Origin of the sequence: Chloracidobacterium validum (assembly GCF_018304825.1) — a bacterium.
Taxonomy (GTDB): Bacteria; Acidobacteriota; Blastocatellia; order Chloracidobacteriales; family Chloracidobacteriaceae; genus Chloracidobacterium; species Chloracidobacterium validum.
Genome location: NZ_CP072648.1, coordinates 590549 through 615623, shown reverse-complemented (window position 1 = coordinate 615623; position 25075 = coordinate 590549). Strand labels below are relative to the sequence as shown.

Below are 25075 nucleotides of genomic sequence, written 5' to 3'. Positions count from 1 at the left end.
TATGATTGCCCACTTGTGCAATGGGCCAACGTTCACGCCATACGAAGAACGTGGGCACGCCGACCTGATGCAAAGGCAGTAGCAATCCACCATGGCGACGGTTGACATCGGTACGATTGTTTCGCTGTGCAAGCGACGGGGGTTTATCTTTCCTTCAAGCGAAATCTATGGCGGACTTGGTTCGACGTGGGACTATGGGCCACTCGGCGTCGAACTCAAAAACAACGTCAAGCGCGCCTGGTGGAAAAGCATCGTCTATGACCGGGATGACATTGAAGGCATGGACGGGGCCATTCTGATGAACCGGCTCGTTTGGAAGTACTCTGGCCACGAAGCAACCTTTAGCGACCCGCTCGTAGATTGCCGGGAGTGCAAGGGGCGCTTCCGGGCCGATAAAACCTATGAGTTGGACTGCCCGCGCCACAAACGCAAGGTCATCGAATGCCAGTCCAACCTTACCGAGCCACGCGCCTTCAACTTGATGTTCAAAACCCAGGTTGGCCCGGTCGAAGAGGAGGCAGCCCTAGCGTACTTGCGCCCTGAAACAGCGCAGAGCATGTTCGTCAACTTCAAGAACATTGTGGATTCGCGCTGGCGCAAAGTTCCCTTTGGCATTGCCCAAATTGGCAAGGCGTTCCGCAACGAAATTGTGCCGGGTAACTTTACGTTTCGGACGCGCGAGTTTGAGCAGATGGAAATTGAGTTTTTCTGCAAACCCGGCACCGACGAGGACTGGCACGCGCACTGGATTGAAGAACGCCATAACTGGTATCTACGCTATGGCCTGCGGGCTGAAAACCTGCGCCGCTACGTGCAGCAACCGGATGAGCTAGCCCACTATGCCCGCGCCTGCACCGACTTGCAGTACCGGTTTTTCCCTGACCGCGAAGACCAAGAAAAGCAGTGGGATGAACTGGAGGGCATTGCCAACCGGACAGACTATGACCTCAGTGTTCACTCCAAGGGCAAGCAGGAAAAGTGGGGTATCCACAATGAGCACGCCACCCAGAGCCTGGTGTACCGCGACCCGGTGACCAACGAAAAATTCATTCCCTATGTCATCGAACCGTCAGCCGGAGCCGACCGGGCCACGTTGGCGTTTCTGATGGATGCCTACAGTGAAAAACCAGGTACGGACGGCGAACCGCGGGTGGTGCTCAAGCTACATCCGGCGCTCGCGCCGATCAAGGTTGCCGTTTTGCCACTGGCACGCAACAAGTCGGAGCTGGTCGAAAAGGCCAAGGCCATCAAGGCCGATTTGCAGCGCCACGGAATTCGGGCCGTTTATGACGACACGGCAGCGATTGGCAAGCTCTACGCCCGGCAAGATGAGATTGGCACGCCGTTTTGCGTCACAGTAGACTACGACACCCTGGGTATTGGCAAACCCAAGGAGGCTGCGGCCGCCGAGACCACCCCTTCCTCAGCGGCTGCCCTGACGGATACCGTCACCGTGCGCGACCGTGATACGTGGGAGCAGGTGCGCATCCCGGTAGCGCGGCTAAGGGAGTTCTTCGCCGAGCGACTGACAGCCGCCTAATGGTCACGTCGGGACGGATGTCCCTCTCGAACACAATCACTTCCAAGGAGTTTTCACTGATCATGCCGAACTTCAAGCGATTCCTGACCCTTTGCTCCGTTGCGGTAGCCGGCGCCTTGGCCGCCTGTGTCGTCAAAGACAATGTTCCGCCGCCGCCGCCGATGAAGCCTAAAGAGGAACAAGTCAAGACGGTAGAACCAACCAAACCCGCCACAGAAACAAGCGCCAAAGCGCCAGAAACCACGCCACCGGCGGCGGGCACCGAAGACCCGCTCGTGGCGAAGGGGCGTGAGCTTTACAATGCCAACGCCTGTGCTGGCTGCCACGGTGACAAAGGCCAGGGCGTTCTTCCAAACGCTCCCAAGTTCACTGACGCGGCATGGCAGCAAAAGGAAAAGGACGAAGAAATTGTTGCATCCCTCAAGGGAGCCAAAGCTGCTCAAGGCATGCCAGCGTTCAAAGGGGGCGCTGGGACGGATGAGGAACACAAGGCACTGGTAGCCTACGTTCGCTTTCTCGGCAAGTCTGCCGGCAAGTAGCCGGACATCCCACGCAATCAACAGTTGCGCATAGCCGGGTCAGGGTCGGAGCGATCCACTTGGCTATGCGCCATAAACGACGGTCTAGGGATATAACAAAGCATGCTTCGATCAGCCTGCCACTTGACAGTCCTAGCACTCTTCAGTCTCGTGACACTCACCGGCGACAGGTTGGCAACAGGGTGGCGCGGCATTCGGGTCACATCGGTTTCGGATGAAGCCACATCCAAGCGGTTGGCGCGGGGCAAGCGGCTCTACCTAGGGGCCGGGGCGTGCGTGGCTTGTCACGGTACCGATGGGCGACCGACAGTTCCCGACGCGCCGGACTTCACCGATACCGCCTGGCAGCGCAAGCACACGGACGCTGACATTGCCCAAGCCATTGCCAACGGCAAAGGCACGATGCCGGCCTTCAAAGGCTCGGCGGCCGATGTTGAGGCACTCACGGCTTATGTTCGCTCATTTGCCAAGTGATGCAGGGGCAGCGAAGCCGGAAAATCAGCCTGACGGTTTGGCAAAGCCCTTCTTTTCAAAGGTTGCCCGGCCGACCTCGGCGGCGCGGCAGCCGGGTTGCCGTGGGCTGGGATGGCTTCGCTGATGAGCTGCCAAAGCAACGGCGGAACATTTCTCACTCATCCGTGGAAGGATTGGAATAATACGCCATGAAAGTGGGCATCGTCGGCTTTGCCGGTGCCGGTAAAACAACGGTTTTCAACGCCCTGACCGGGCTGACGGCAGAAGTCGGCGGCTACGGCGCCAAAGACCGCCCCAACCTGGGGAACATCAAGGTGCCGGACGCCCGCGTGGATACCCTGGGCAACATCTATCGGACGAAGAAACGAACCTACGCCGAAGTGGCATTTGTTGACGTGGCCGGCCCAACGGAACAAGGCGGTTCAGCCGGCCTCGACGCCAAGCTGGTTGCGGCCATGCGCGATGTGGACGCGCTGGCGCACGTCGTTCGGGCGTTTCCCGATCCGCTGGGAACTCGCCCAAGCGATCCGTCCGCCGACATTGCCGCTTTTGACGCGGAACTCATCCTGTCGGATTTGATTCAGGTTGAAAACCGTCTCACGCGGCTCAAAAAAGAACCAAAGGCAACACCGCGTGAACGCGACTTGTTTGAACGGTGCAAAGCCGCGCTCGAAGCCGAGCAAGCGTTGCGAACGCTTGACTTTGATGACGAAGAACGGCACTTGATGACCGGATTTCGTTTTCTTTCGCTCAAACCGCAGATGATTTTGCTCAACGTACCCGAAGCCGACATCAGCGCCGGCGTGCCGGCATCCGTCCAGGAAGCTGCCCAGGGACGCGCCATTCCGACGACCGTCGCCATGTGTGGGCAGGCCGAGATGGATATTGCCCAGCTTGCGCCGGAAGAACAGGGGGACTTCCTCCGGGACTTGGGGCTAACCGCTCCAGCGCGTGACCGCTTTATCGTCGCGGCCTATGGGTTGCTCGACCTGATGAGCTTTCTCACTGCCGGAGAAGATGAGTGTCGGGCCTGGCCCATCCAACGGGGCACGAAAGCCCAGCGCGCGGCAGGTAAAATTCACTCCGACATCGAACGCGGCTTCATTCGGGCCGAAGTCATTGCTTATGCGGACTTCATCACCTACGGGTCTGAGTCCAAGTGCAAGGAAGCTGGCAAGCTCCGGCTCGAAGGCAAGGACTACGTCGTTCAGGATGGAGACATCATTCATTTTCGCTTCAACGTCTGAGGCATCGCTTTGTCCATGGCAGACAACACGACCACCACCAAGCCAGAAGAAAGCCTGGAAACGAGCCGACCCAAGCGTTCTGAGCTGCGGGAGTTCGTCGAGATGATCATCACGACGCTGATTATGGCGTTGTTTGGGATTACCTTCGTTGTGCGGTCGGTCAACGTCCCGACCGGCTCGATGAACAATGCGATTTATTCAGGGGACTTTTTACTCGTCAACAAATTCATCTTCGGCTACGAAGGCGGCCTTCCACTGGATGGTTTCACGCCACACCGACCGATTCGGCGTGGCGACATCGTCGTGTTCAAGTTCCCACAAAGCGAGGACCAGAACTACGTCAAGCGCGTCATCGGTCTCCCCGGTGAAACGATAGAGATTCGCGGTCAGCGCGTTTACATTGACGGCAAAGAGTTGCCTGAAACTCGCATCATTGCTGAAAACGATCTGACCGATGGCGGACGCCTGAACGTTCTCGAAGAATATCCGGCCGAGGGAGCGCAGTGGAACGTGTACTACCGCCCCGGCTCAGACTTCGAGTACGACGATCGGGAAGATGAGCCGCTCGCCGAGGTTCCGCTGCCGAGTGGACGCTACCGCGACTACAAAAATGAACCCCACTACGGCATTGGCCGGCCGTTCAAAATTCCCGAAGGCTGCTACTTCGCCATGGGAGACAACCGCGACAACAGCCTGGACAGCCGGTACTGGGGGCCAGTTCCGCGCGACCACGTCATCGGACGCCCGCTGTTCGTCTATGCCTCGTTTGACCCCAGCCCTCACGCTTCCCTGGGTGAACGACTGGGATCGTTTTTTTCCAAGGGACGCTGGAAACGGCTGGGCGCGCTGGTGAAATAGCTGTCAAACGCCCAAACGGGGCATCTGTCCAAAATTCCGTTTCAAATCCGGGCCGCCGCAAAGTAGGTTGGAAACGAAGTTTCGACTTCCACTTTGGTTCCTCTGTGAGGTCGTGCCCCATGATTGCTACGGAATCGGTCATTCAAGACACAAAGGCTGCCGCGGCGGACAAGAGCCTGATTAGTCCGCGTTTTTATGTCACCGACTATAAAAAGATGAATGCCCTGCGCTTTGACCACATGGCGGATGCGTTCAAAGCCATGCACAAGCGGTTTGCCGACGACCCGAACAAGCATTTCTTCAAGCGCGATGACGATCCTGACTTCGACCAGGACTTCTCCAAACTTCCGGCATCATTCAAGGAATTTCTCATCCGTGGCTGTTTGGGCGAGTTTTCAGGCGCGTTGCTCTACAAAGAGATCGCCGAACGGATTGAAGACCCCATCCTCAGCGATACCTACCGGTTGATGGCCCGCGATGAAGGACGGCACAGCGGCTTCATCCGCTTGGCCATGCGCGACATCAGCGCAGACCTCGATCTACAGTTACTCCAGGGCGAAAAAGAATTCGTCAGCATGCACCCGAAGATCATTCTCTACACGACGTACCTCTCGGAGGTCATCGGTTATTTCCGCTACATCAACATTTATTCCCACCTCCAGGCGCACCCGGAACACCGCTACCATCCGATTTTCAAGTACTTCGGTGGCTGGTGCCAGGATGAACTCAAGCATGGCGACTTCATCGGTCTTCAGCTCGAAGCGCAGAAGAACCTCTACCTGGATGGCGGCGTCAACCGGCTGCTCATTCGCTTCTTCTCGCTGGCCGTCTATGTGACCATGTGGCTGCGCGACCTCAAGGCGCAGGACTTTTACGCCTCGATTGGCATGAACTGGCGAGAATATGATCTGAAGGTCATCCGCGAAACCAATGCCTACGCCCAGCGCGTCTTTGGACTCCGGCTTGACGTCGATCATCCGCAGTTCATTCAAATTCTGGACCGCATGGCCGAACGCTACACCAAGATGACCGAACGCGAAGCCTCTGGGGCTGGCAAGCTGGCGCTCGCGCCAATGAAGGCTGCCATGGGCGTGGACTACCTGCGGCTTTTCATGATGAAGGTCCGCAAAGACGCTCCGCCACCCATTCCAGACTATCCCGTGGCCCCGATCATCAAAGGTTGTTCGGTCAAGCACGGCGCTGAACCAGCCATGGCTTGAGGTGTGACAATGCCGACCGTGCTTGGCATTGCGATTTTGGGGAGCGGGCGTGTCGCGCGCGCCCGCTTGCGTGAACTCAACGAACGCTACGACACGCGAGTGGCGGTCGTGGCCTCGCGCAACTTTGACCGCGCCTACGAGCTGGCATTTCCCATTGCGGCAGCGGCAACCGATGAGTGGGAAGAGGCGATTGCCCGTCGGGATGTGGATGCGGTCATGGTGTGTTCCACCAACCCGTACCATGCGCCGATGGTCAGGGCTTCCATCGAAGCCGGTAAGCCGGTCAGTGTTGATTACCCGCTCGCGTTGTCATTGGCCGAAGCTGAAGGGCTCGTCGAACTTGCCCAGTCCCGTGGGGTGGTGCTCCACGTCGAACACATCGAGTTGCTCTCCGCCTGGTTCGTCACGCTGCGGGATGCCCTGCCTCGCCTGGGGCAGTTACACCACCTCACGTGGCACAACCTCAGTCACCGCGCAGCCACGCCCGAAGACTGGACCTATGACCGCGCCCACGGCTTTTCACTCTTCCAGCAGGCCAGCCTCCCCAGCCGCATCATCACCTGTGTTGGACAAGCAACGTGGATTGAGGGCGAAGAGACGTTCCTTGGAGAGCAAGGCACGCGCTTCGGACGCCGCGCCACCCGCCTACGCTTTGGGTTTGGCAAGGAGGGCGTGGGTGAGATCGAAGATATTCTCACATCAGAGCCTGAAACCGGACCGTCCGCGGAATTTCAGGTCACTGGCGAACAGGGCGCATTGGTGGGGAAGCAGCATCGTGAGGTCTGGTACGCCAACCCAACGGGCAACAGCTTTGAGGCGCTGCCAGTCATGCCCCGAAGCGGACTCTTCGCACAAGATATTGCCGTCTTTCTCGACACCATTGCCGGGCAGGGGCGGCCATACGCCGCGCTCAACCATGTGCTCGAAACCCTGCGCTTTGCGGATGCGGCTGAACGCGCTGTCAAAAGCGGACAGCGGATTGTCTTGTCGCCCTCTACCGCTTAACCCACTCGCCACCTGACCAGAGCGGCTTCTTCATCGGGACCATGCTGCCCTGGCCCAAGTCTCAGGCACACTGAAGCCAGCCCGTTGCTTCAGTGCGCCCAAGCCAATGCCACGGTTTTGCTAGCAGCTTGTTGTTCTGCTTAGACGTAAGGCAGCAGTGCCAGATGCTTGGCGCGCTTGATGGCGCGGGCGAGTCGGCGCTGCATGGTGGTGTTCACGCCGGTCAAACGGCGCGGCAGAATGCGCTTGTTATCACCGATAAACCGTTCAAGCAGCTTCACGTCTTTGTAGTCAATGTAGTCAATCTTGGCTTCCAGCAGCGGACACCGTTTTTTGCGACGCCCCATGCGGCGGTTTCCTCCGGGACGTCCGCCACCGCCGCCAGCGCGGCGGAGGCCAGCACTGCCAGCTCCCGATGAACGCCGGTCTTGAGTCTGTGCCGCTCCAGCGGCTGATTCGGGTGTTTGAGTCATTTCGGCCATACTCCTGCTTATTCTCCCACTCGATGAGTCAGATTTGCCACGGTGCGCCGATTTCGGCAGCTTCGTGAGTTTATTTTTTGATGGTCAATCATTCAGTGAATGAGTTCTCCAGGTGGTAAGGTGAGCCGGCGGAGAGCATCATTGGCCTCGGCAACACCAAGGTTTGCCAGGCGCTTCAGGTCCGCGCGTAGCTCAGCCACCGCTTGGGCATCGAGGTCATCTCCGTGCAGCCCCTCGATGACTTCTCGGGCCGCCGCTGCCCGCCCAAGCCCCAGAAGCGTTATGATTTCCTCGTAGCACATATCACTTGCCTCTCCGCCCTGGGTACGTTCTTCTTCGAGTAACTCGTACGCTTGCTGAAAAGCTTCGCGGGATTCATCCATTTTGCCCGCCATGCGGAGCGCAATGCCGAGTTTGACAAACGTCAGCGGAACTTCCAAGCCATCCACAATCGCGTCTTTCAACTCCCGCGCCGCATTTTCAGCCTCACCACTCGCCAGCAAAGCCGCGCCCAAGCCATAGCGCGCCAGAGGATTGCCTGGGTCAATTGTCACAGACTCACGATACGCTTCGATGGCTTCCGCAACCCGCTCCATTGCCATCAACAGGTCGCCAAGATCGAGATAAACACGTGGATCATTGGGGTCGAGATCAAGCGCAACCTGAAACTGCTTGAGGGCTTCATCGTATTTTTCAAGGTCAGCCAGCAATCCGCCAAGCCCAAGGTAGTGCAGCGGCTCGTCTGGTCCAAGTTCGATGGCGCGGCGGTAAGCAGCTTCGGCTTCTGGCAGGCGCCCGGCCTCGGACAAAAAGTTGCCATAGTTGTAGTGACTCAGGGCCTCGTCGGGCTCCAGCCTGAGCGCGCGCAAAAAATGTTCTTCGGCGAGATCGAACTCCCCTTCCTCGATATAAAACGCCCCCAACAAGTGCAGTGGACGCACGTCATCCGGGGCCAGGCGCTGAACCTCGCGTAAGTGATCCACACCTTCTTCATACCGCTCCGTCTCAAGCAGTAACGCACCGAGCCGAACGAGCACCTCCGGAGACTGCGGGGCAAGCGTCAGCGCTTTGGCATAGGCCGCCTCAGCTCCGTCCAAGTCGCCTTCTTCAAGATAGCTATCTCCCTTTTCCAAGAGCTTTTCCAGAGAGGCAGCTTCGGATTTGGGAGAGGTCTTAGACTTGCGTGATTTACCAGGCATAAGTTTGTCGTACTGCTTGAAAAGTCTCAGAAGGGGAGTGGGCTTACAAAACAGCCAGCGCGCGCCGCTGCGCTTCGCAGGCCGTCAAGTCACTCGCCAGTCGCGCATGGTCGAGTGTAGCACCGATAAAGACCAAGTGCTCCTCTGGTGACGGAGAAAGGGTCACCGGCCGGATGTAGAGGTCGCCATTGACATACATCATCACCCACAGCCCATCTTCTCCCGCAAACCGGAGAAACCCCTTGGCTCGAATGATGTCTGACGGCAGATTCCGCATGAAGTGCTCGAAGCGAGACCGCACCAACGGCCGCAACAATCGGCAGGACATTGAATGAAAGTCGGTATGCGCTTTGTAGTCCGCCTCGCTCAACGCCTCCAGACTGGCTCGCATGGCAGCCCGCCGCCGCTCACGTTCGGCCGGCTCGACATCCGCCAGGAGCCACCGGAATTCTTCATCCCCAGCCACCTGGCCATTGGTCACCAGATACACCGGGGCATGGGGGTTGTTTTCCTCGACATATGCTCGAATGTCAGCAATCTGCTTCGGTGTCGCTTCATCCGCTTTGCTAATCACGACGACATCGGCAAACTGGGTTTGGCGCTTGACGATGGCTTTGAGCACTTTTGACAAGCGGGTAAAGTTTTTTGGGTCGGCCACTGTTACCATTTTGGCAATCGTCACCCGATCCAACAGATGCGGCGCGGTTGCCTGATCCAGAAGGTCCACCGGATCGGCCAATCCCGTAGCTTCAACGAAAATAATCTCCGGGTTGCGGGATGCAACCTCAGTAAAAGCCTGGACGAAATCTTCACCGATCTGGCAACAGATGCACCCGTCACTGAGTTCCATGACGCTGAAGCCTTCGCCGCGAAGGATTTCACCGTCAATGCTGATGTCGCCGAACTCATTCATCAAGACCGCCGCCTTACGTCCCAAGCTGCGCATGTGGTGCAACAGGGCGAGCAGGAGCGTTGTCTTACCACTTCCAAGAAAACCAGAGATAACGACGGTGGGAATGAGCGATGGAGTCGCCATGTGAACCTCCAAGCATTGAGTTCGTCTCAAGCAAGCCGTAGCACCAGTTCGCCAAGCTGCTTTCGCCTGACTGATGCAAAGCCCTAACCAATAGCACGGCCCTCTATCGGAAGCCAAGCGCTCCCGTGAAGGTTATGGCTCAACACGCAGCAAATGGACGAGATTGTTCACCGGCAAGCCCTTGATCTTCCCGGCCAGAACAACCAACCGCTCATTCGGCTCAACCCACCCTAGACGCAGCAACAACCCGACGCCGTCTGCAAACAGTTGGCTCATGTCGGCTGGATTCGGCATCAGCAACGGCTCGATGCCCCACACGGCCGAAAGTTGCTGATACGTATTCACGTCGGCGGTGATGGCAGCAATTCGCTGTTGGGGGCGCAGCAGCGCCAGGGCCCGGGCCATTTTCCCCCCCTCGGTGAAGACGGCAATCACCCGAATGCCCAGGCCCTCGGCGGCAAAAACGGCCGCTTCTGAAAGTGCGCGCAGTGAAGAACTGCCCTGGAGGTTCATGAACTTGCTGGCTCCGGCTCGCCAGGATTGCTGGCCGGCAAAAGCATCCTCGGTGTACCCCACGATGCGCCGCATCGTTCGCACGGATTCGACCGGAAATTTTCCGGCGGCGGATTCAGCCGACAGCATGACGGCGTCAGTGCCGTCGAGGATGGCGTTGGCGACATCCGAGGCTTCGGCGCGTGTTGGGCGCGGATTTTCCACCATGGATTGCAGCATCTGCGTTGCCGTAATGACGAGCCGTCCCTTGCGGTTGGCGTGGCGGATAATTTCCTTCTGGAAAATTGGAACCCGCTCGGTTTCAGCCTCGACGCCCAGGTCGCCACGCGCCACCATGACGCCATCTACGATGTCAAGGATTTCATCCAGGTGGTTGAGGGCTTCGGGCTTTTCGATCTTGGCAATGAGCGGCGTCTGCGCCCCCAGCTCGGCAATGTAGCTTTTGCACTGGCGGCAATCCTCGGCCGAGCGGACAAATGACAACGCGACATAATCCACCTTATGTTCGATACCGAACCGCAGGTCATCCCGGTCCTTGTCCGTCATCGAAGGGAGCGAGGTTGGAATGCTGGGCAAGTTGATGCCCTTTCGCTCGCTCAGGACACCACCGTTGAGAATGAGGCATTCCACGTCAGTGCCGTGAACGGCTGTGACGCTCAACTCAATAAGCCCATCATCAATCAATATCCGGTCGCCTGGCTTTGCATCGTAAGCCAAGCCATCGTAGCTACAACTGATTCGCTCGGCATTGCCGGGAATATCCTCCGGTGTGATGACAATGCGATGGCCGGTCAAGAGCGTGACCGGCTCACCTCCCACCAGTCGGCCGGTGCGAATTTTAGGTCCGCACAGGTCAAGCAAGATCGCCAACGGCTGGTGAAGTTCCGCTGCCAACTGGCGAAGTGAGTGGATAACCTCAGCATGGCCCTCGTGCGTGCCATGCGACATGTTGATCCGCGCGACGTTGACGCCGGATGTCAGCAGGGTTCGGAGAATGTCTGGATGACGAGAAGCTGGTCCAATCGTAGCGACAATTTTGGCGCGCGCCATAGGGTTCCGGGGTTCCTTCCAAGGGGGATTGGAGCGCAGCGCTCCAGGTCAAAATGCTTTTCGTGGACGCCAAGCCATTCCAGCCGCCATCACGCAGCAACGCGCTCGCCACCGGATCGGCTGCGTCAACTGTACCACCCAAAGCGCATACCGCAATGGCTGCCGGTCGCGGCCCCACGGCGCACACCATCCGGTTGTGGCATCGGGGGCGAACAAGCCCACGAAACCAGGAAAGAACGGCTTTTGAGCCGCCCCTGAACAAGCGTCGTGGTCGGTGGCCGGCGTCCTCTCCACGCTTCAGAACATCCGCGGCGCGTGGAGAGGCCTACTCTCCGGCCACGAGGTCGGTAATCGCTTCGGTATAAAACCGGACTCGCGTCCAGAGTGTCCACAGCGTTATGGCCACCGCTACAGCCAAGCAAACAAAAGGCACCGCGTCGCCAATCACCACATAGGGCGTGGATGGCAGAGTTGGGCTGACCTGCCAGATACGCACATCAGGCTGATTATGCGGCATGCTATCCCATACTTGCCCACCACTGTCGAGGAGCGCACTGACGCCATCGTTTGTCACACGAACCACCGGGCACCCCGTCTCGATTGCCCGATAGACTAGATGCCGAAGGTGCTGTTCACTGCCCGGCGTATCGCCAAACCAACCGTCGTTGGCCAGATTGACCAGCAGGGTGGCGCCCTGTTGACGGAGCTGACGATGGAGCCCCGGAAACGTGGACTCAAAGCAGATACTGACACCAAGCCGGAGGTCGTTTGTCATCGGCAAGGCGCTGACCTGCGTGCCCGGCACGGCTTCCATCGCCAGGGTCGGTAGCGTGACCGGAACATAGCGATGGAAAGGGATGTACTCACCAAAGGGCATCAGGTGCGTTTTTTGATATTCGACAACGCGACCGTCAGGCGCATAAAGCAAGGCGGCGTTGGCAAAGCCTCCTCGTACCCGGCGCGTCGCGTTCGTGAGGACATGCGCGCCTTGTTCCAGCAACGGTCGAAGCTGGTCATCCGCGCCCGGCCGATCAGCCTCCAGCGCAATCTGTGATTCGGGAAAAACCACCAAGCGCGGCGCTTCTGGGGGGGCTTGGCGCAGACCTTCCAGAGCAAGCTGCATCTGGCGGCGTTCAGCTTGACGATAGGCCGCGGCTTCGGTTGCCATCAGCGGCGCGCAGGGCTGCACGGCGATGACCGTCAGGCGCGTGGTTTCAACCGGCCGTGACACGAACCCCAGCGCCACCACGGCCGGCACGAGGATTGCCGACATACCGACGGCCAACGCGCCGACCGCCCGCCGGAAAGGCTGCCGCGGTTGAAGGGCATAGATGACACCGGTGGCAAAAGCAGCCACCAGGGTGCCAACTAGGTAATGTCCGCCAAGCATCGCCGTACGCGCCAGCCAGGGTTCGGTGGCAACGGCGTTGGCCAGCGGATTCCAGCCAAAGGCAAACAGCTCCCCGCGCAGCCACTCGCTTACACACCACCAAGCTGGGACACACCACCACCCCAGCCCGGTGCCGTGGCGCGTCGTCAGGTGAACGCCCCAGGCAAATACTGCCGTTGGCAGCGCCACCAGTCCGGCAGCAATGATGATCAACCCATGCGCCACAGGTGTCGGAATGTTGCCATAGACGATCAACGAGTGCGTCGCCCACCAACTTGACCCGTAATAAAACAGCGTCCCGGCCAGCCAGCCAAGCAGCGTCGCGGTCGTCATCCGTTCAGCCCGTGTAATCGTCCAGAGCAGTAGCCCAAACGCCACAAAAGCCAGCGGCCACAGCCTGAATGGCGGCAAGGCCAGGACGAAGAGCAAAGCACTACCGGCAGCCATCCACCAGGGCCAGGGCCGTGTCTGACGCAGCCTCGACAAAAAGGGAATCCGCGTCACTTCCAGGGATGCCGGACAAGCCATTGAATCCTGCTCCGTGGTCAGTCGTAATACTCCAACCCCAGGTGCGTGATGAGGTCTTCGCCCCGCAGATGGCGAAGCGTGTTCTTCAGCTTCATGAGCTGAATGAAAATGTCGTGTTCCGGGTAAAGCTGTGGCGCGACCATCGGGCTTTTGAAGTAGAAGCTCAGCCACTCTTGAATTCCGCGCATCCCGGCGCGCTGCGCCAAGTCAAGGAAAAGCGCCAAGTCCAGCACAATGGGCGCCGCCAGAATCGAATCCCGACACAGGAAGTTAATCTTGATTTGCATTGGGTAGCCGAGCCAACCGACAATATCAATGTTGTCCCAGCCTTCCTTGTTGTCGCCGCGGGGTGGGTAATAGTTGATGCGCACGACGTGCGAAAAATCCTTGTACAGCTCTGGGTATAGCTCCGGTTGGAGGATGTATTCGAGAACGGAGAGTTTCGATTCTTCCTTGGTTTTGAAGGACTCTGGGTCATCCAGCACTTCACCATCCCGGTTGCCAAGAATGTTGGTTGAGTACCAGCCCTGCAAACCCAGCATGCGCGACTTCAGCCCCGGCGCGATGAGCGTTTTCATAAATGTTTGCCCAGTTTTGAAGTCTTTGCCACAAATCGGGACGTTGTTCTTTTGGGCCAGCTCGATAAGCGCCGGAATGTCCACCGTCAGGTTGGGCGCGCCATTGGCAAAGGGAACGCCACACGTGAGGGCGGCGTAGGCATAGAGCATCGAAGGAGCAATGCTTTTGTGGTTCGCCTTCATCGCGGCTTCAAAGGCCTTGAGCGTGCCATGGTGCTTTGGCGACGGCGCCAGGTACACCTCGGTCGAAGCGCACCAGATCATCACCAGCCGTGTGCATTTGTTTTTTTTCTTGAAGTTTTCGATGTCGGCGATGAGCTGTTCGGCAAGTTCATACTTGTTGGCGGCTGTTTTGACGTTTGTGCCATCAAGTCGCTTGACATAGTTCCGGTCGAAGGCGGCCGGCATCGGCTTGATTTTCGAGAGAAATGGTTTGAGGTCCTCGATGAGCGTTTGGTCGAGAACACCGGCATGGAGCGCCGCTTCATAGGCGGAGTCCGGGAAAATGTCCCAAGCGCCAAAAACCAAGTCGTCGAGCGTCGCCAACGGGACGAAATCCTTGATGCGCGGGTTGCGATTTTCGGTCCGTTGGCCGAGCCGAATGGATGCCATCTGGGTCAGCGAGCCAATCGGCAGCGCCTTGCCCGCCCGAACGGCCTCGATGCCGGCAATAAACGTCGTGCTTACCGCCCCAAGCCCAACCAGCAAGACGCCTAGTTTGCCCTTTGGCTCGGCAATCGGCGCGGGACTGGGGACAGCCGTTTTGTTTTTCTCAGTCATGAAAAAGCCTCGTGCAAAGAGATGCGCGCGTTTTCGGCGCAAAGGTGCGTAAGTACCACAAACTGCGTAGGCATGAACAATCAGCCAGCGCGGACAGGCGCTGGAACAAGCTGTTTCTCAAACTTTTTTGGGTTGCCGCAACTCATACCACGACGATGGAAGCCGCAAGGCAATTGAGTTTGCTTGAGCCAGGAGACGCAACCGATGCCCCGTATGTTCCGTGGATTGAACTTTGTTTTGGCTGGCACCCTGTGCTTGCTGCCGCTCATGTCACTGGCGGCTACGCCGCGCGTACCGGCCACCGCGCCTAAAACACCGGCGGCCCTGACCGAAGAGCAGCGCGTCCTGCACGTCCTCAACCGTTTGGGCTATGGCCCACGCCCCGGCGACGTTGAGCGGGTCCGCCGCATGGGACTGCGCCAGTACGTTGCCCAGCAGCTTCAGCCCGCAACCATTGATGACAGCGCCCTTCACGTCCGATTGAAGCGCCTCTCGATGCTCGACCTGCCAACGGCCGATATGGTGCGAATTGAAGCGCAAGCCCGTGAAATGCGGCAGGCGTTGATACGCCGCAATCAAGGCAGCGCCCCGGAGCGTCCTGGGGAAGCTCTGTCCACGCTATCGCCGGACGAGCGCCGACAGATGATGGAACGGTACCGTGAAGCCTTCGGCGACGGCAAGCGCGCGCCATATCGCATGGTCAGCGACCTTCAGGAAGCCAAGCTGCTGCGCGCCGTCTATAGCGAACGCCAGTTGCAGGAAGTCATGACTGACTTTTGGTTCAACCATTTCAATGTCTTTGCCGGAAAAAATCTCGTGCGCGTGTTCATCAATGAATACGAGCGGGAAGCCATCCGCCCGCATGCGCTGGGGCGGTTTGAAGACCTGTTGCGAGCGACGGCGCAGAGTCCGGCCATGCTGTTCTATCTCGACAACTGGCAATCCGTGACGCCGGATGTGAAGTTGCCTGGTCGGGGACAACGCCCACCAGATGCCGGACGCCCAGGGTCAGGGCAGATGGGACAAGCACCTCGCGGACAAGGCAGGATTGGCGGACGTTTGGGACAGGGCGGTATTTTCAACCGTGGTGGCCAGCGCCCATTCCCTCCGCCACCGACCGCAGGGCCGCAACCGGAACGGCCGGGTGTTACGCCTGGAGCGGCGCAGCGGCGGCAACCAGGCATCAACGAAAACTACGCCCGCGAACTCCTGGAGCTTCACACGCTCGGCGTGGACGGTGGCTATACGCAGAAGGATGTGCAGGAAGTCGCCCGGTGCTTTACCGGCTGGAGCATCCACCAGCCATTCGGTGGACAGCGGCGCAACCGTTTTGGAGGACTTGACGCCCCAGACCTGCCGCCCGGCTCGTTCATCTACCGTGACTGGGCGCATGACCAGGGCGAGAAGATCGTCCTGGGCACGAAGATTCCAGCCGGCGGTGGCAAACGGGATGGCGAACTGGTGCTCACGCTGCTGGCGCGACATCCATCCACGGCCAAGTTCATTGCAACCAAACTGTGCCGCCGGTTTGTCGCCGACGAGCCTCCGGCGTCGCTGGTCGCGGCGGTGGCGGCAACCTTTGAGCGCACACAAGGGGACATTCGCGCCTGTCTGCAAACGCTGTTTGATGATCCAGCGTTCTTTGCGCCGGAAACCTATCGCGCCAAGGTCAAAACGCCGCTTGAATTTGTGGCTAGTACGCTCCGCGCAACCAACGCGGACATCACCGATGCGCAGGCGCTGATCGGGGCACTGGCGCGGCTTGGCATGCCACTCTATGGTTGCCAACCGCCGACCGGCTACAAGGATGTGGCCGAAGCGTGGGTCAACACCGGTGCGCTGCTCAATCGGCTCAACTTTGCCCTCGCGCTTTCCAGTGGAAACCTGCCTGGGATCAAAGTCTCGACGGCAACGCCGAACGCCGGCAGTGAGGCTGTTGTTGATACGCTGCTCAACCGTTATGTCGGAGGTGACGTGTCTGACACAACGCGCCAGGCGCTCCTGGATGTTGTCGCCGACCCGCACCGTCTCAAGGTAGCCAAGCCAACTCCCGCTGAGACCGACTTGGGCCTGGCGGAGGACGCCGATGACGACGATGCGCCCGCAGAACCGCGTCGGGGACGAATGGCATCCGGCGGAAAAGCTTTTGGGCCGGGCACAACGCCTGCTATCCGGCGCTACGACCGGGCAATTGAAACGTTGTCCCAAGCCGGCATGCCGCTCCCGCTGACCGCCCAACTCACCGGACTTGTCCTGGGTTCACCAGAGTTCCAGCGCCGCTAGGTCAATCGGCGCAGCAGTTGAGAAAGGTAGAAACCAAGATGCGACATTCATGCTCTCGTCGGCAGTTCGTGCGCTTTGGCGCGACCGGACTGGGTGCAACGGCGCTGGCACTCCCAGTTTTCGAGCAGTGGTTGGGTTGGCACGTAAGCGCTCAGGAGCCTCACGTTACCCAACCGCGCAAACGGCTTGTGGTGATTTTTCAGCGTGGCGCGATGGATGGGCTGAGCGCCGTCATGCCGCTTGCCGATGAACATTACCGCCAGCTACGTCCACTGCTGGCGGTTGCGCCTCCAAAGGCCGGGGACCCATCTACGGCGCTTGACCTCGATGGACGCTTCGGACTCAACCCACACCTGGCACCTCTCTTGCCCTTGTTTCAAGCCGGAACACTGGCCGTTATCCACGGCGTGGGGTCGCCGGATGGGACGCGCTCACACTTTGATGCTCAGGACTACATGGAATCCGCCACGCCGGGGCGCAAGGGGACACCAGACGGATGGCTGAACCGCTACCTGCAAGCCGCGCCACTTCACCGGGCGTCGCCGTTTCGGGCGGTGTCGTTTACCCAGCTAACGCCGCGCACCCTACAGGGCAAAGCCAATGTCATTGCCTTGGCTGATATACAGGCCTTCAAGCTCCAGGCTGGCAGTGCTACCAAGCACGTCACAACTGGCTTTGAAGAAATGTACGCACAGGCGGCGGCCGATGCCCTGCGTGGCACGGGCCAGGAAAGCCTTGAAGCCGTGAAGTTTCTCAAACGAGCCAATCCAGGCCGGTTTCAACCAGAACATGGCGCAACCTATCCCAGCTCACCGCTAGGTAACGCGCTGCGGCAAACCGCGCAACTCATCAAGGCCAATGTTGGGCTTGAGATTGCTTTTGCCGACTGTGGCGGCTGGGATACACATGCCAACCAGGGCGCGCCGGGACAATCGTTTGGGCAGCTCAATCGGCTCTTTCGTGATTTTGCCGGGGCGATTGCCGCTTTCGTCCAGGACCTGGGGCCGGAGCGGATGCGCGATACGCTCGTGCTGACGATGACCGAGTTTGGGCGAACAGTCCGGCAAAACGGCGCTGGCGGCACCGACCACGGCCGCGCTTCCTGTATGTTCGCAGTCGGGGGCAGTGTCCGGGGCGGACGAGTCTATGGGGATGTGCCAAAGCTTGCGCCGGCCAATCTGGCCGACGGGCGGGACTTGCCCGTGACTACCGACTTCCGCACCGTCTTGGCTGAAACCATCACCCACCATTTGGGGCTAGCCCAGTCCGGGTCGGTGCTTCCTGGCTACCCGATCAAGCCGTCCGGCTTGGTGGGTTTTCTCGGCCGGTAGCAACCAGAGCCACCCACCGGAGCGGTTGCGCACCCGGTCTGAGCCTGGCGGAGTGTGGAGAGCCAACTTGGCGCGTGATGGGAGCCATTCACCCTCACGGCTTGACGGCAAGGCAGGTTCTCCGAATGATGCGTACGGATTCGTACGCATTTTTCGTTTGTTCTGGCAAAGGAAACCTAGCGGCCATGCACCAACCTGACCTCCGAACGGATGTGTTCTCACCTCTCAAACTTTTCACGCACATGGACGTGATGCATGACTGGTGGCAGGGCAAGAATGTCTATCCGATCACGATGGAACTTAGCCCTTCGACCATCTGCAATCACTTTTGCACATGGTGCATGCATGGTGGCTACTTTGGCTCGCACAAGGGGGACGACAAATCCAAAAAAGCCAACCCAGACGCCAGCATCATGCCGTTGGCCTTTTACCGGACGTTGCTCGATGAGCTAGTCACGCTCGGCACGAAGAGCATGATTTTTTCGGGCAGTGGCGAGCCGTTCGTCAACCCGAATCTCATGGAGTTCGTCGAATATACCTCGCACAAAGCGGTAGATTCCGCGATTATCACGCACGGTGGTTTGCTGACGCCCGAAAAAGCCAAGGTTGTCGCCCGCCACTGCACTTGGATTCGGATTTCACTCAACGCCGGCACGCCTGAGACTCGTGAGAAAATTCACAAGGTCAACGACTTTGAGAAAGTTCTGGAGAACCTCACGAATCTTGCCGAAGAAAAACGTCGCCAGGGAACGAAGGTTCAGATTGGCGCGCAAATTTCCGTTGAGCCGACAAACATTGCCGAGATCGAGGAAGCGACCCGGCGCGTCAAGGAAACCGGCATTGACTATTTCCAAGTCAAGCCGGTCATTCTGCATCCAAAGTCATCAAACGAATTTTACGACCGCGATTTTTACCTTGACGCGCTCTACCGCGCCCGCGCGGCCAAGCAAGCCCACGAAACGGAAACGTTTCGCGTGTTTGTCAAAGAAGATCAATTCGCGGGCGTGCTCTCGCCCGATTTGGAACGCAGCGCCTACCGCAAGTGTTACGCCACCTTCTTTCCGGTCATCGAGGCCAACAAGAAAGTCTATTACTGCTCACAGACCCGTGGGCAGGAAGAGTTTTGTTTAGGCGATCTCAGCACGCACACCTTCAAAGAAATTTGGGAAAGCGACCGGCGGCGGCAGGTCATAGCCTCCATCAACGTTGATGAGTGCCAACCGATTTGCCGGTGCCACCCCATCAACAAAATGCTCTGGACGCTGCGCCATCCAGGCAACAACCCCAACTTCGTGTGACGCTTCGTGACAGCGCGTGTGGCTAACCACGTCAGAGCTGAAAATGCGGTTTCGGACGGGACGGGACGGCTGTTTTGGCTTGGCGTGTTGCCATTGGCGCTTGGGCTGCGGTGGTGGGGGATCGCGACGCAAAACCTCTGGCTGGATGAGCTGTATTCCATTGACGTAGCGCGCAAACCGCTGGCCGAGATCGTCCGGTGTGCGGCGGCAGATGTCCACCCACCACTGTTTTACTTTGTGCTGAAGGGCTGGATGCGACTCTTTGGCGACAGTGCCGCTGCCGTGCGGTCGCTTTCCGTCGTTGCCAGCCTTGCGGCACTGATCGCAGCGTTTCGTTTGGTCGCACCACGTTACGGCGGATGGGCGGCGCTGACCATGACGCTCCTGATGGCCACATCTGCCCACCAAGTTTTCTTTGCCCAAGAAGCCCGGATGTATGCACTGGTGATGGCGCTTGTGCTCGGCGCGGCACGCGGCTACGCCATGTGGCGTGAAACCGGTATTGAACGCGGATTGGCAATCTATGTGTGGTGCTCATTGGCAGCACTGTATTGTCACTACTTCGCCCTGCTGGCCATCCTGGCCTTCAACGCGCACTTTTTGCTTTCCGCATTCGGGCCGACACAGGCTGGAACGCGCCGCCAAACCTACCGGTGGCTCATCGCACACGGGACGATGGGACTTCTTTACGCGCCGTGGGTTGCGGTCATGCTTGCCCAGATGCGGCGCGGACAAACTTGGCGCAAGCCACTGACGCTGGGGGACGTCGGATGGCAAGCCTTTGGCTATATCCAGGAAACCGTTCTCGGATACGCCGTCTATCTCGACCACACCCGCGAATGGCTCACCCGGCTCATGACAGAACACATCACCCTGCCGGGGAGCTTCTTCTGGCAGCCTTTAGCTTTCAACGTCCTGTTGATCTTGTGGTTTGCTCTCCTGACCGGGATTGGGCTTGGGCGCTGCCTTCACTTGGCACGAACGGATGTGCGCGCCGCGCTTCCCGTCATGTTGCTGATGCTCCCGCTGTTGATTGCCAGCGGGCTATCGCTGCGGAAAGGTGGCATGGAGTTAGGCCGCTACCTACTCTTTACGACACCGGCGGTGTGGTTCTGTATCGCTGTGGCGCTCGACCAAGTGCGCGGGTGGCAACGACCCTTGGCGCTTGGGTTCTGTGTTGCCGGTTTGTTTTGGCAAGGTACGCGCCTGCACTACACGACGACCGCCCGTGACAGCGATGTGCGTCCGGCGTTGGCTTTTATTCGCCAGCAGGCCGAGCCAGGCGACCGGGTGGTGATTGACCCAGACGCCGTAGATGTGTGCCTTGCCTACTATGCGCCACGCTATGGGTTGGGAGCGATGATCTATTCAACTCAGCCGGTGCCAACCGGAGAACCAAACGGACACAGCCAAGTTGACCGTTTATCCCTCGAGCGTGAGGTTCGGCGGGCCTGGGTCATCCTCGACTACCGCTCGGAACGGTTTGAAGCGCCGGCCCTGCCAGGTTTCCAAGTCAGACAGGTCGTTGACTTTCCAAGCGACTATCCCAAGGTGCGGGTAGTCCAGGTGACACGGTGAAGGAACTGCGGTCACTTGCCGGGTCAACTGGCAATTTTCGCCCGGACTTCGTTTTCGACCTCATCCATCCGGTGCTCGACATCGCGCACACGGGCGCGCATGTCCATGATGTCCTGCGTCATCACCTCGAGTTTTCGGTTCATGAGCTTGAGTTCAGCCTGCACCTGCTGGAAGCCTTCCCTGACCTGTGTCTCAAGCGTCTCGATGCGTGTGGTCAACCGGTTCTCCACGTCATCAATCCGGGCAGATAACCGGTTCTCTACATCATCAATCCGAGCAGATAACCGGTTCTCTACATCATCAATCCGGGCAGATAACCGGCTCTCTACGTCATCAATCCGGGCAGATAACCGGTTCTCTACATCATCAATCCGGGTCATCAGACGTGACTCCATGGCGTTCATTCGTTCAAGGATGGTCTCAAGGGTTGGCTTCGTTTCCATACGGAATCCTTTCTTCGTTTTGAGTCCAGTTTCAGCATCAGAAAGTGTGGAAGGACGTTGACCGGTGGCACAGACAACTGGAAACAGCGCCAAAGTCTAGCCCTTCCCATTTGAGGCCGATAGGGCGGCTTCCGTGAGATCTTCAAGCTGGTCAAGCCGTGCCTCATGGTCGAGACTTGTTTTGGCCAACACGGTGAGCTTGCGGTTCATGAGCTTCAGTTCGCTCCGAACAACATCAAACCCGGCGATAACTTGCTCTTCCAAGCGACCGACGCGCGCATCGAGACCATCCATACGCCCCGCAAATTGCGCGACCTGTGTTTCTAGGCTCTCAATCCGCCCCACAAGCTGTGTGACCTGTGCTTCCAATCCGTCAATGCGTCCCACAAGCTGCGTGGACTGCGTTTCGAGTCGGTCAATCCGCCCCGCAAGCTGCGTGACCTGTGCTTCCAATCCGTCAATCCGTCCCACAAGCTGCGTGGACTGCGTTTCGAGTCGGTCAATCCGCCCCGCAAGCTGCATGACCTGTGCTTCCAAGCCCTGAACCTGCTTCGTCAGTTGGGTAAGGTGATCTGAAACATTGTCCATGCGAGTGATGACTTGCGCTTCGATGGCGTTCAGACGGTCAAGGATGGTTTCAAGCGTTGGCTTTGTTTCCATATAACAACCCCGCACGGTCAGTATGTGTCGCTTGACGACCCAGGTGGGTAGTTGACGCGCTCGTTGATTGTCCACCACATCGGTAACGGCGTAAACAGCAACGCACGTGGAATACCTTGGAGATCGTTCATGACGCGCTGCACCTGCCAGCCGTGGATTTCGGCGAGCGCGCCGACCTGTGTGGCCTGACCAAAACCAACTTCGCACGCCAGGATACCGCCTGGCGCAAGCCATGGTGGCAGCTCGGATAGGAGTCGCTCGTAAGCCTCAGTCCCGGACGGTCCGGCAATGAGGGCGACGTATGGCTCGTGATCGCGCACCTCGCGTTGTAGCCCGGTGAACTCATGTTCGGCGATGTATGGCGGGTTCGATACGATGATGTCGAATGGCGGCGTGTCTGTCGGCAATGCCGATAGCCAGTCGCTTTCGACGAATGCAACGCGCTCGGCAACCCCCTGGCATTGCGCGTTGGCGGTGGCGACAGCCAGCGCGGCCGGTGAAATATCCACGGCCCACACCTGAGCGCCGGGCAGTTCAGCCGCCAGTGTCACCGCCAAACAGCCGGACCCAGTTCCTACATCGAGGACGCGCCAGTCGGTTCGCACCTGGCCACGAGTGTAGTCAAGCACCGCCTCCACCAGTAGCTCGGTTTCTGGGCGTGGGATGAGCACATCCGACGTAACCTGAAACGTGCGTCCGTAGAACGACTGTCGCCCCGTGATGTATTGTAACGGCTCACCGCCGGCGCGACGCGCGAACGCTTGCCGAACCAAGGCGACCACGTCCTCATCCACTTGGTGTTCGGGATGGGCAATGAGCTTGGCAGCGTCAACCTCCAAAGTTTCCCGGACCAAGTGGACCGCCGTTCGGTAGGGGTCTGGAACCTGACCGGCGGCCAGGCGTTGAGCGCCTTCCTTGACGAGTTCACCCAGTGTCACTGACATTGCACCTCAACCGCCCAGCCGTTATACGCTAGGGACGTGGCAGCTGCACGTCACTTCCCCCGCTCACACCCCACGGATGGTTATGATGGACTTTCGTTTTCGCGCCGATGAAACCTTTGCCCGCGAACAAGACCAAGCTGACGAACTCGCCAGCTTCCGTGAGCATTTTTGCCTGCCCATCGCCCCGTCAACCGGGCAGCCACAACACTATTTCTGCGGTCATTCACTTGGATTGCAACCCAAAACGGTTCGGCAAGCCGTCCTGGCCGAACTCGATCGCTGGGCGTCGCTGGGCGTTGCCGGCCATTTCACGCCGCCGCATCCCTGGGCTGACTATGCGGCCGACTTGCTGCCCTTGGTCGCCGAACTCGTCGGCGCGCAACCGGAGGAAGTCGCCATCGCCAACGGGCTGACCGTCAATTTACACCTGCTCATGGCGTCGTTTTATCGCCCAACCCAGCAACGCTTCAAAATCATGCTCGAAGCGCGTCCCTTTCCTTCTGACCGTTACGCGGCAGCCAGTCAAGCGGCCTTCCACGGCTTCAACGCCCAGGAAGCCATTGTTGAAATCCGTCCCCGGCCCGGTGAGGACCTGCTACGCACGGAAGATATGCTGGAGCAACTGGATCGGGAAGGCGACCAAGTTGCGGTCGTTCTGCTGGCAGCCGTCAATTACGCCACCGGACAGTTTTTTGACATCGCCCCCATCGTTGAACTCGCCCATGCCAAGGGCTGTGTCGTGTGTGTTGACGCGGCCCATGCCATTGGCAACGTCCCGTTGGCGTTACATGACTGGAATGTGGATTGCGCGGTCTGGTGTCACTACAAGTACGTCAATGCCGGGCCTGGGGCGGTCGCCGGCTTCTTTGTTCACGCCCGGCATGCCCGTCGGTTTGACCTGCCGCGCTTGGTCGGCTGGTGGGGACACCGTTCCGACACGCGCTTTCTGATGCCGGACACCTACGAACTGGCTCCCGGCGCGGCGGGCTGGCAACTCAGCAATCTGCCGATTTTGTCCATGGCGGCGCTGCGGGCCTCATTGGATTTGTTCCACCAGGCGAAAATGGCGCGGCTACGGGCCAAATCACTGCGGCTGACCGAGTACGCTCTGGCGCTCCTCGATGGACTCAATCTCCAGCTCTTGACCCCACGCGCCCCGGCACTGCGGGGCGGCCAGCTTTCGTGGCGCGTGCCTGAGCCGCGCCGATTGGCGAACTGGCTGCAAAGCCATGGCGTCATTGTGGATGTGCGCGAACCAGACATCCTGCGCTGCGCCGTAGCGCCGCTTTACAACAGCTTCCAGGACATCTGGCGACTTGCAACGGCCTGGCGCGCCCTGACGACGGAGCGTGGTGAGTCGTGAAACAACGACGTGTCATTCGAGTCTATGTCATCCGTTGCCAGATGCGGGGCTGGGTATTTTATGCGCCGCCCGAAATGTTGACCGCCTATGATGAAAGACCACCAAGTGGTTTTCTGGACAAGCTACTGCACCGGGTTCATCGCATTCACGACGCGGCCCAGACGCTCTTGCATGAGCCACCCAACCGGTTCTGGCGTGGCATCCGGCGGGTCTGGCAGTGGCTTGAGCGGTGGACCCATCCCGGTGAAGGGCTGCTGCGGGCCATTGGACACGCTGATGCCGTCGAACTCATCCATGATGGGGAATTGGCTGACGAAGCCATCCAAAGCCAATGGAGACAGTGGCTTGCGGCGCGGGTTGGCGTCCACGAGCGAGGGTTTTGGCTCAACATCGGGTTACTCCCCATCACCTTACTCCTCGGCCTGTTGCCCGGCCCAAACGTCTTCATTGCCTGGAATGGGCTGCGTCTGTATGTTCACTGGCAGGCCCGCCGTGGAGGACGGCGCGGTCTTCTGACGGTCAAAACCGTGGCGCGCGGCGACGCCCGCCTCCACCCGCCGCCCTACGGTTCAGAACCAGATTGCCAAGCGCGGATCACAGAACTGGGACATACCCTGCATCTACCAGAGCTGGCAGATTTTTACGCGCGGTGGCCAGCGTAGCCGGCACTCACCGTAGCCAACTGGTAGGTAACCGGCTCAAGAACAAGCCGTGTCCTTACTATTTTGCAGTCTGG

At 59.1% G+C, this 25075-nt stretch carries 22 protein-coding genes; 13 read left to right on the top strand and 9 right to left on the bottom strand.

Annotated elements, in window-relative coordinates; translation table 11 throughout:
* The first annotated feature begins 91 nt into the window (after positions 1-91).
* The 7 genes from J8C06_RS02570 (at position 92) to J8C06_RS02540 (ending at position 6883) form a co-directional block, all read left to right on the top strand.
* Positions 92-1540, top strand: coding sequence for a glycine--tRNA ligase (locus J8C06_RS02570; protein WP_211429234.1), 1449 nt, complete (start codon positions 92-94; stop codon positions 1538-1540).
* A 62-nt stretch (positions 1541-1602) separates the two neighbouring features.
* Positions 1603-2079, top strand: coding sequence for a c-type cytochrome (locus J8C06_RS02565; protein ID WP_211429233.1), 477 nt, complete (start codon positions 1603-1605; stop codon positions 2077-2079).
* Between the two features lie 102 nt (positions 2080-2181).
* Entirely contained in the window at positions 2182-2553 is a 372-nt protein-coding gene (locus J8C06_RS02560) for a c-type cytochrome (RefSeq protein ID WP_211429232.1), read from the top strand.
* A gap of 188 nt (positions 2554-2741) precedes the next feature.
* Positions 2742-3800: a redox-regulated ATPase YchF gene (ychF, locus tag J8C06_RS02555; protein ID WP_211429231.1), complete on the top strand. Its 1059-nt coding sequence runs from the start codon at positions 2742-2744 to the stop codon at positions 3798-3800.
* A gap of 15 nt (positions 3801-3815) precedes the next feature.
* A complete protein-coding gene (gene lepB / locus J8C06_RS02550) occupies positions 3816-4658 on the top strand; it encodes a signal peptidase I (RefSeq protein WP_211429230.1) in 843 nt (280 codons plus the stop codon).
* Positions 4659-4777: 119 nt separating this feature from the next.
* Complete coding sequence (gene acsF, locus J8C06_RS02545; RefSeq protein WP_211429229.1) at positions 4778-5878, top strand: magnesium-protoporphyrin IX monomethyl ester (oxidative) cyclase; 1101 nt, start codon at positions 4778-4780, stop codon at positions 5876-5878.
* A gap of 9 nt (positions 5879-5887) precedes the next feature.
* Complete coding sequence (locus J8C06_RS02540; RefSeq protein WP_211429228.1) at positions 5888-6883, top strand: Gfo/Idh/MocA family protein; 996 nt, start codon at positions 5888-5890, stop codon at positions 6881-6883.
* A gap of 140 nt (positions 6884-7023) precedes the next feature.
* Here J8C06_RS02540 and rpsR read toward each other — a convergent pair whose 3' ends face one another.
* The 6 genes from rpsR to J8C06_RS02510 all read right to left on the bottom strand — a co-directional run bounded on the left by rpsR (position 7024) and on the right by J8C06_RS02510 (position 14439).
* Positions 7024-7230 carry a 30S ribosomal protein S18 gene (gene rpsR, locus J8C06_RS15120; protein WP_246602066.1) on the bottom strand — a complete coding sequence of 69 codons (207 nt, stop codon included), beginning with the start codon at positions 7228-7230 and terminating at the stop codon, positions 7024-7026.
* A gap of 227 nt (positions 7231-7457) precedes the next feature.
* Positions 7458-8564 carry a tetratricopeptide repeat protein gene (locus J8C06_RS02530; RefSeq protein WP_211429226.1) on the bottom strand — a complete coding sequence of 369 codons (1107 nt, stop codon included), beginning with the start codon at positions 8562-8564 and terminating at the stop codon, positions 7458-7460.
* Positions 8565-8607: 43 nt separating this feature from the next.
* Entirely contained in the window at positions 8608-9600 is a 993-nt protein-coding gene (locus J8C06_RS02525; protein ID WP_211429225.1) for a CobW family GTP-binding protein, read from the bottom strand.
* 132 nt (positions 9601-9732) lie between these two features.
* Positions 9733-11163, bottom strand: coding sequence for a pyruvate kinase (gene pyk, locus J8C06_RS02520; RefSeq protein ID WP_211429224.1), 1431 nt, complete (start codon positions 11161-11163; stop codon positions 9733-9735).
* A gap of 325 nt (positions 11164-11488) precedes the next feature.
* Positions 11489-13081 carry an apolipoprotein N-acyltransferase gene (lnt, locus tag J8C06_RS02515; RefSeq protein ID WP_211429223.1) on the bottom strand — a complete coding sequence of 531 codons (1593 nt, stop codon included), beginning with the start codon at positions 13079-13081 and terminating at the stop codon, positions 11489-11491.
* 17 nt (positions 13082-13098) lie between these two features.
* Positions 13099-14439 (bottom strand): inositol-3-phosphate synthase, encoded by a 1341-nt coding sequence (locus J8C06_RS02510; RefSeq protein ID WP_211429222.1) that lies wholly within the window; start codon positions 14437-14439, stop codon positions 13099-13101.
* A gap of 204 nt (positions 14440-14643) precedes the next feature.
* Here J8C06_RS02510 and J8C06_RS02505 point away from each other — a divergent pair, with 204 nt between their 5' ends.
* From J8C06_RS02505 to J8C06_RS02490, 4 genes are all read left to right on the top strand, one after another.
* Complete coding sequence (locus J8C06_RS02505; protein ID WP_211429221.1) at positions 14644-16722, top strand: DUF1800 domain-containing protein; 2079 nt, start codon at positions 14644-14646, stop codon at positions 16720-16722.
* A gap of 38 nt (positions 16723-16760) precedes the next feature.
* Positions 16761-18053, top strand: a complete 1293-nt coding sequence (locus J8C06_RS02500; protein WP_211429220.1) for a DUF1501 domain-containing protein — start codon at positions 16761-16763, stop codon at positions 18051-18053.
* A 185-nt stretch (positions 18054-18238) separates the two neighbouring features.
* The gene (locus J8C06_RS02495; protein WP_211429219.1) at positions 18239-19351 is read left to right on the top strand and encodes a radical SAM protein; all 1113 of its coding nucleotides are present in this window, start codon (positions 18239-18241) and stop codon (positions 19349-19351) included.
* Positions 19352-19369: 18 nt separating this feature from the next.
* Positions 19370-20929, top strand: coding sequence for a glycosyltransferase family 39 protein (locus J8C06_RS02490; RefSeq protein WP_211429218.1), 1560 nt, complete (start codon positions 19370-19372; stop codon positions 20927-20929).
* Positions 20930-20952: 23 nt separating this feature from the next.
* Here the strand turns inward: J8C06_RS02490 and J8C06_RS02485 are convergent, their stop codons facing one another.
* The 3 genes from J8C06_RS02485 to prmC all read right to left on the bottom strand — a co-directional run bounded on the left by J8C06_RS02485 (position 20953) and on the right by prmC (position 22976).
* Positions 20953-21372 (bottom strand): hypothetical protein, encoded by a 420-nt coding sequence (locus J8C06_RS02485; protein WP_211429217.1) that lies wholly within the window; start codon positions 21370-21372, stop codon positions 20953-20955.
* 96 nt (positions 21373-21468) lie between these two features.
* Positions 21469-22032 carry a hypothetical protein gene (locus tag J8C06_RS02480; protein WP_211429216.1) on the bottom strand — a complete coding sequence of 188 codons (564 nt, stop codon included), beginning with the start codon at positions 22030-22032 and terminating at the stop codon, positions 21469-21471.
* A gap of 17 nt (positions 22033-22049) precedes the next feature.
* Positions 22050-22976 (bottom strand): peptide chain release factor N(5)-glutamine methyltransferase, encoded by a 927-nt coding sequence (gene prmC / locus J8C06_RS02475; protein ID WP_211429215.1) that lies wholly within the window; start codon positions 22974-22976, stop codon positions 22050-22052.
* Positions 22977-23058: 82 nt separating this feature from the next.
* On the opposite strand from prmC, the gene kynU reads away from it, so the two are divergent.
* Both kynU and J8C06_RS02465 read left to right on the top strand, forming a co-directional pair.
* Positions 23059-24339, top strand: a complete 1281-nt coding sequence (gene kynU, locus J8C06_RS02470; RefSeq protein WP_455423708.1) for a kynureninase — start codon at positions 23059-23061, stop codon at positions 24337-24339.
* Positions 24336-25001 (top strand): hypothetical protein, encoded by a 666-nt coding sequence (locus J8C06_RS02465; protein ID WP_211429214.1) that lies wholly within the window; start codon positions 24336-24338, stop codon positions 24999-25001. The genes kynU and J8C06_RS02465 overlap by 4 nt, the downstream gene beginning before the upstream one ends.
* Positions 25002-25075: the final 74 nt, after the last annotated feature.

Bases quoted from the DNA above. Each gene is read 5' to 3' on its own strand.
- J8C06_RS02510 (WP_211429222.1), bottom strand. From the start codon at position 14,439: ATGACTGAGAAAAACAAAACGGCTGTCCCCAGTCCCGCGCCGATTGCC.
- J8C06_RS02505 (WP_211429221.1), top strand. From the start codon at position 14,644: ATGCCCCGTATGTTCCGTGGATTGAACTTTGTTTTGGCTGGCACCCTG.
- J8C06_RS02560 (WP_211429232.1), top strand. From the start codon at position 2,182: ATGCTTCGATCAGCCTGCCACTTGACAGTCCTAGCACTCTTCAGTCTC.
- J8C06_RS02495 (WP_211429219.1), top strand. From the start codon at position 18,239: ATGCACCAACCTGACCTCCGAACGGATGTGTTCTCACCTCTCAAACTT.
- rpsR (WP_246602066.1), bottom strand. From the start codon at position 7,230: ATGGGGCGTCGCAAAAAACGGTGTCCGCTGCTGGAAGCCAAGATTGAC.
- J8C06_RS02540 (WP_211429228.1), top strand. From the start codon at position 5,888: ATGCCGACCGTGCTTGGCATTGCGATTTTGGGGAGCGGGCGTGTCGCG.
- acsF (WP_211429229.1), top strand. From the start codon at position 4,778: ATGATTGCTACGGAATCGGTCATTCAAGACACAAAGGCTGCCGCGGCG.
- lepB (WP_211429230.1), top strand. From the start codon at position 3,816: ATGGCAGACAACACGACCACCACCAAGCCAGAAGAAAGCCTGGAAACG.
- prmC (WP_211429215.1), bottom strand. From the start codon at position 22,976: ATGTCAGTGACACTGGGTGAACTCGTCAAGGAAGGCGCTCAACGCCTG.
- J8C06_RS02485 (WP_211429217.1), bottom strand. From the start codon at position 21,372: ATGGAAACGAAGCCAACCCTTGAGACCATCCTTGAACGAATGAACGCC.
- J8C06_RS02530 (WP_211429226.1), bottom strand. From the start codon at position 8,564: ATGCCTGGTAAATCACGCAAGTCTAAGACCTCTCCCAAATCCGAAGCT.
- kynU (WP_455423708.1), top strand. From the start codon at position 23,059: ATGATGGACTTTCGTTTTCGCGCCGATGAAACCTTTGCCCGCGAACAA.
- J8C06_RS02480 (WP_211429216.1), bottom strand. From the start codon at position 22,032: ATGGAAACAAAGCCAACGCTTGAAACCATCCTTGACCGTCTGAACGCC.
- J8C06_RS02525 (WP_211429225.1), bottom strand. From the start codon at position 9,600: ATGGCGACTCCATCGCTCATTCCCACCGTCGTTATCTCTGGTTTTCTT.
- pyk (WP_211429224.1), bottom strand. From the start codon at position 11,163: ATGGCGCGCGCCAAAATTGTCGCTACGATTGGACCAGCTTCTCGTCAT.
- J8C06_RS02565 (WP_211429233.1), top strand. From the start codon at position 1,603: ATGCCGAACTTCAAGCGATTCCTGACCCTTTGCTCCGTTGCGGTAGCC.
- J8C06_RS02570 (WP_211429234.1), top strand. From the start codon at position 92: ATGGCGACGGTTGACATCGGTACGATTGTTTCGCTGTGCAAGCGACGG.
- ychF (WP_211429231.1), top strand. From the start codon at position 2,742: ATGAAAGTGGGCATCGTCGGCTTTGCCGGTGCCGGTAAAACAACGGTT.
- lnt (WP_211429223.1), bottom strand. From the start codon at position 13,081: ATGGCTTGTCCGGCATCCCTGGAAGTGACGCGGATTCCCTTTTTGTCG.
- J8C06_RS02500 (WP_211429220.1), top strand. From the start codon at position 16,761: ATGCGACATTCATGCTCTCGTCGGCAGTTCGTGCGCTTTGGCGCGACC.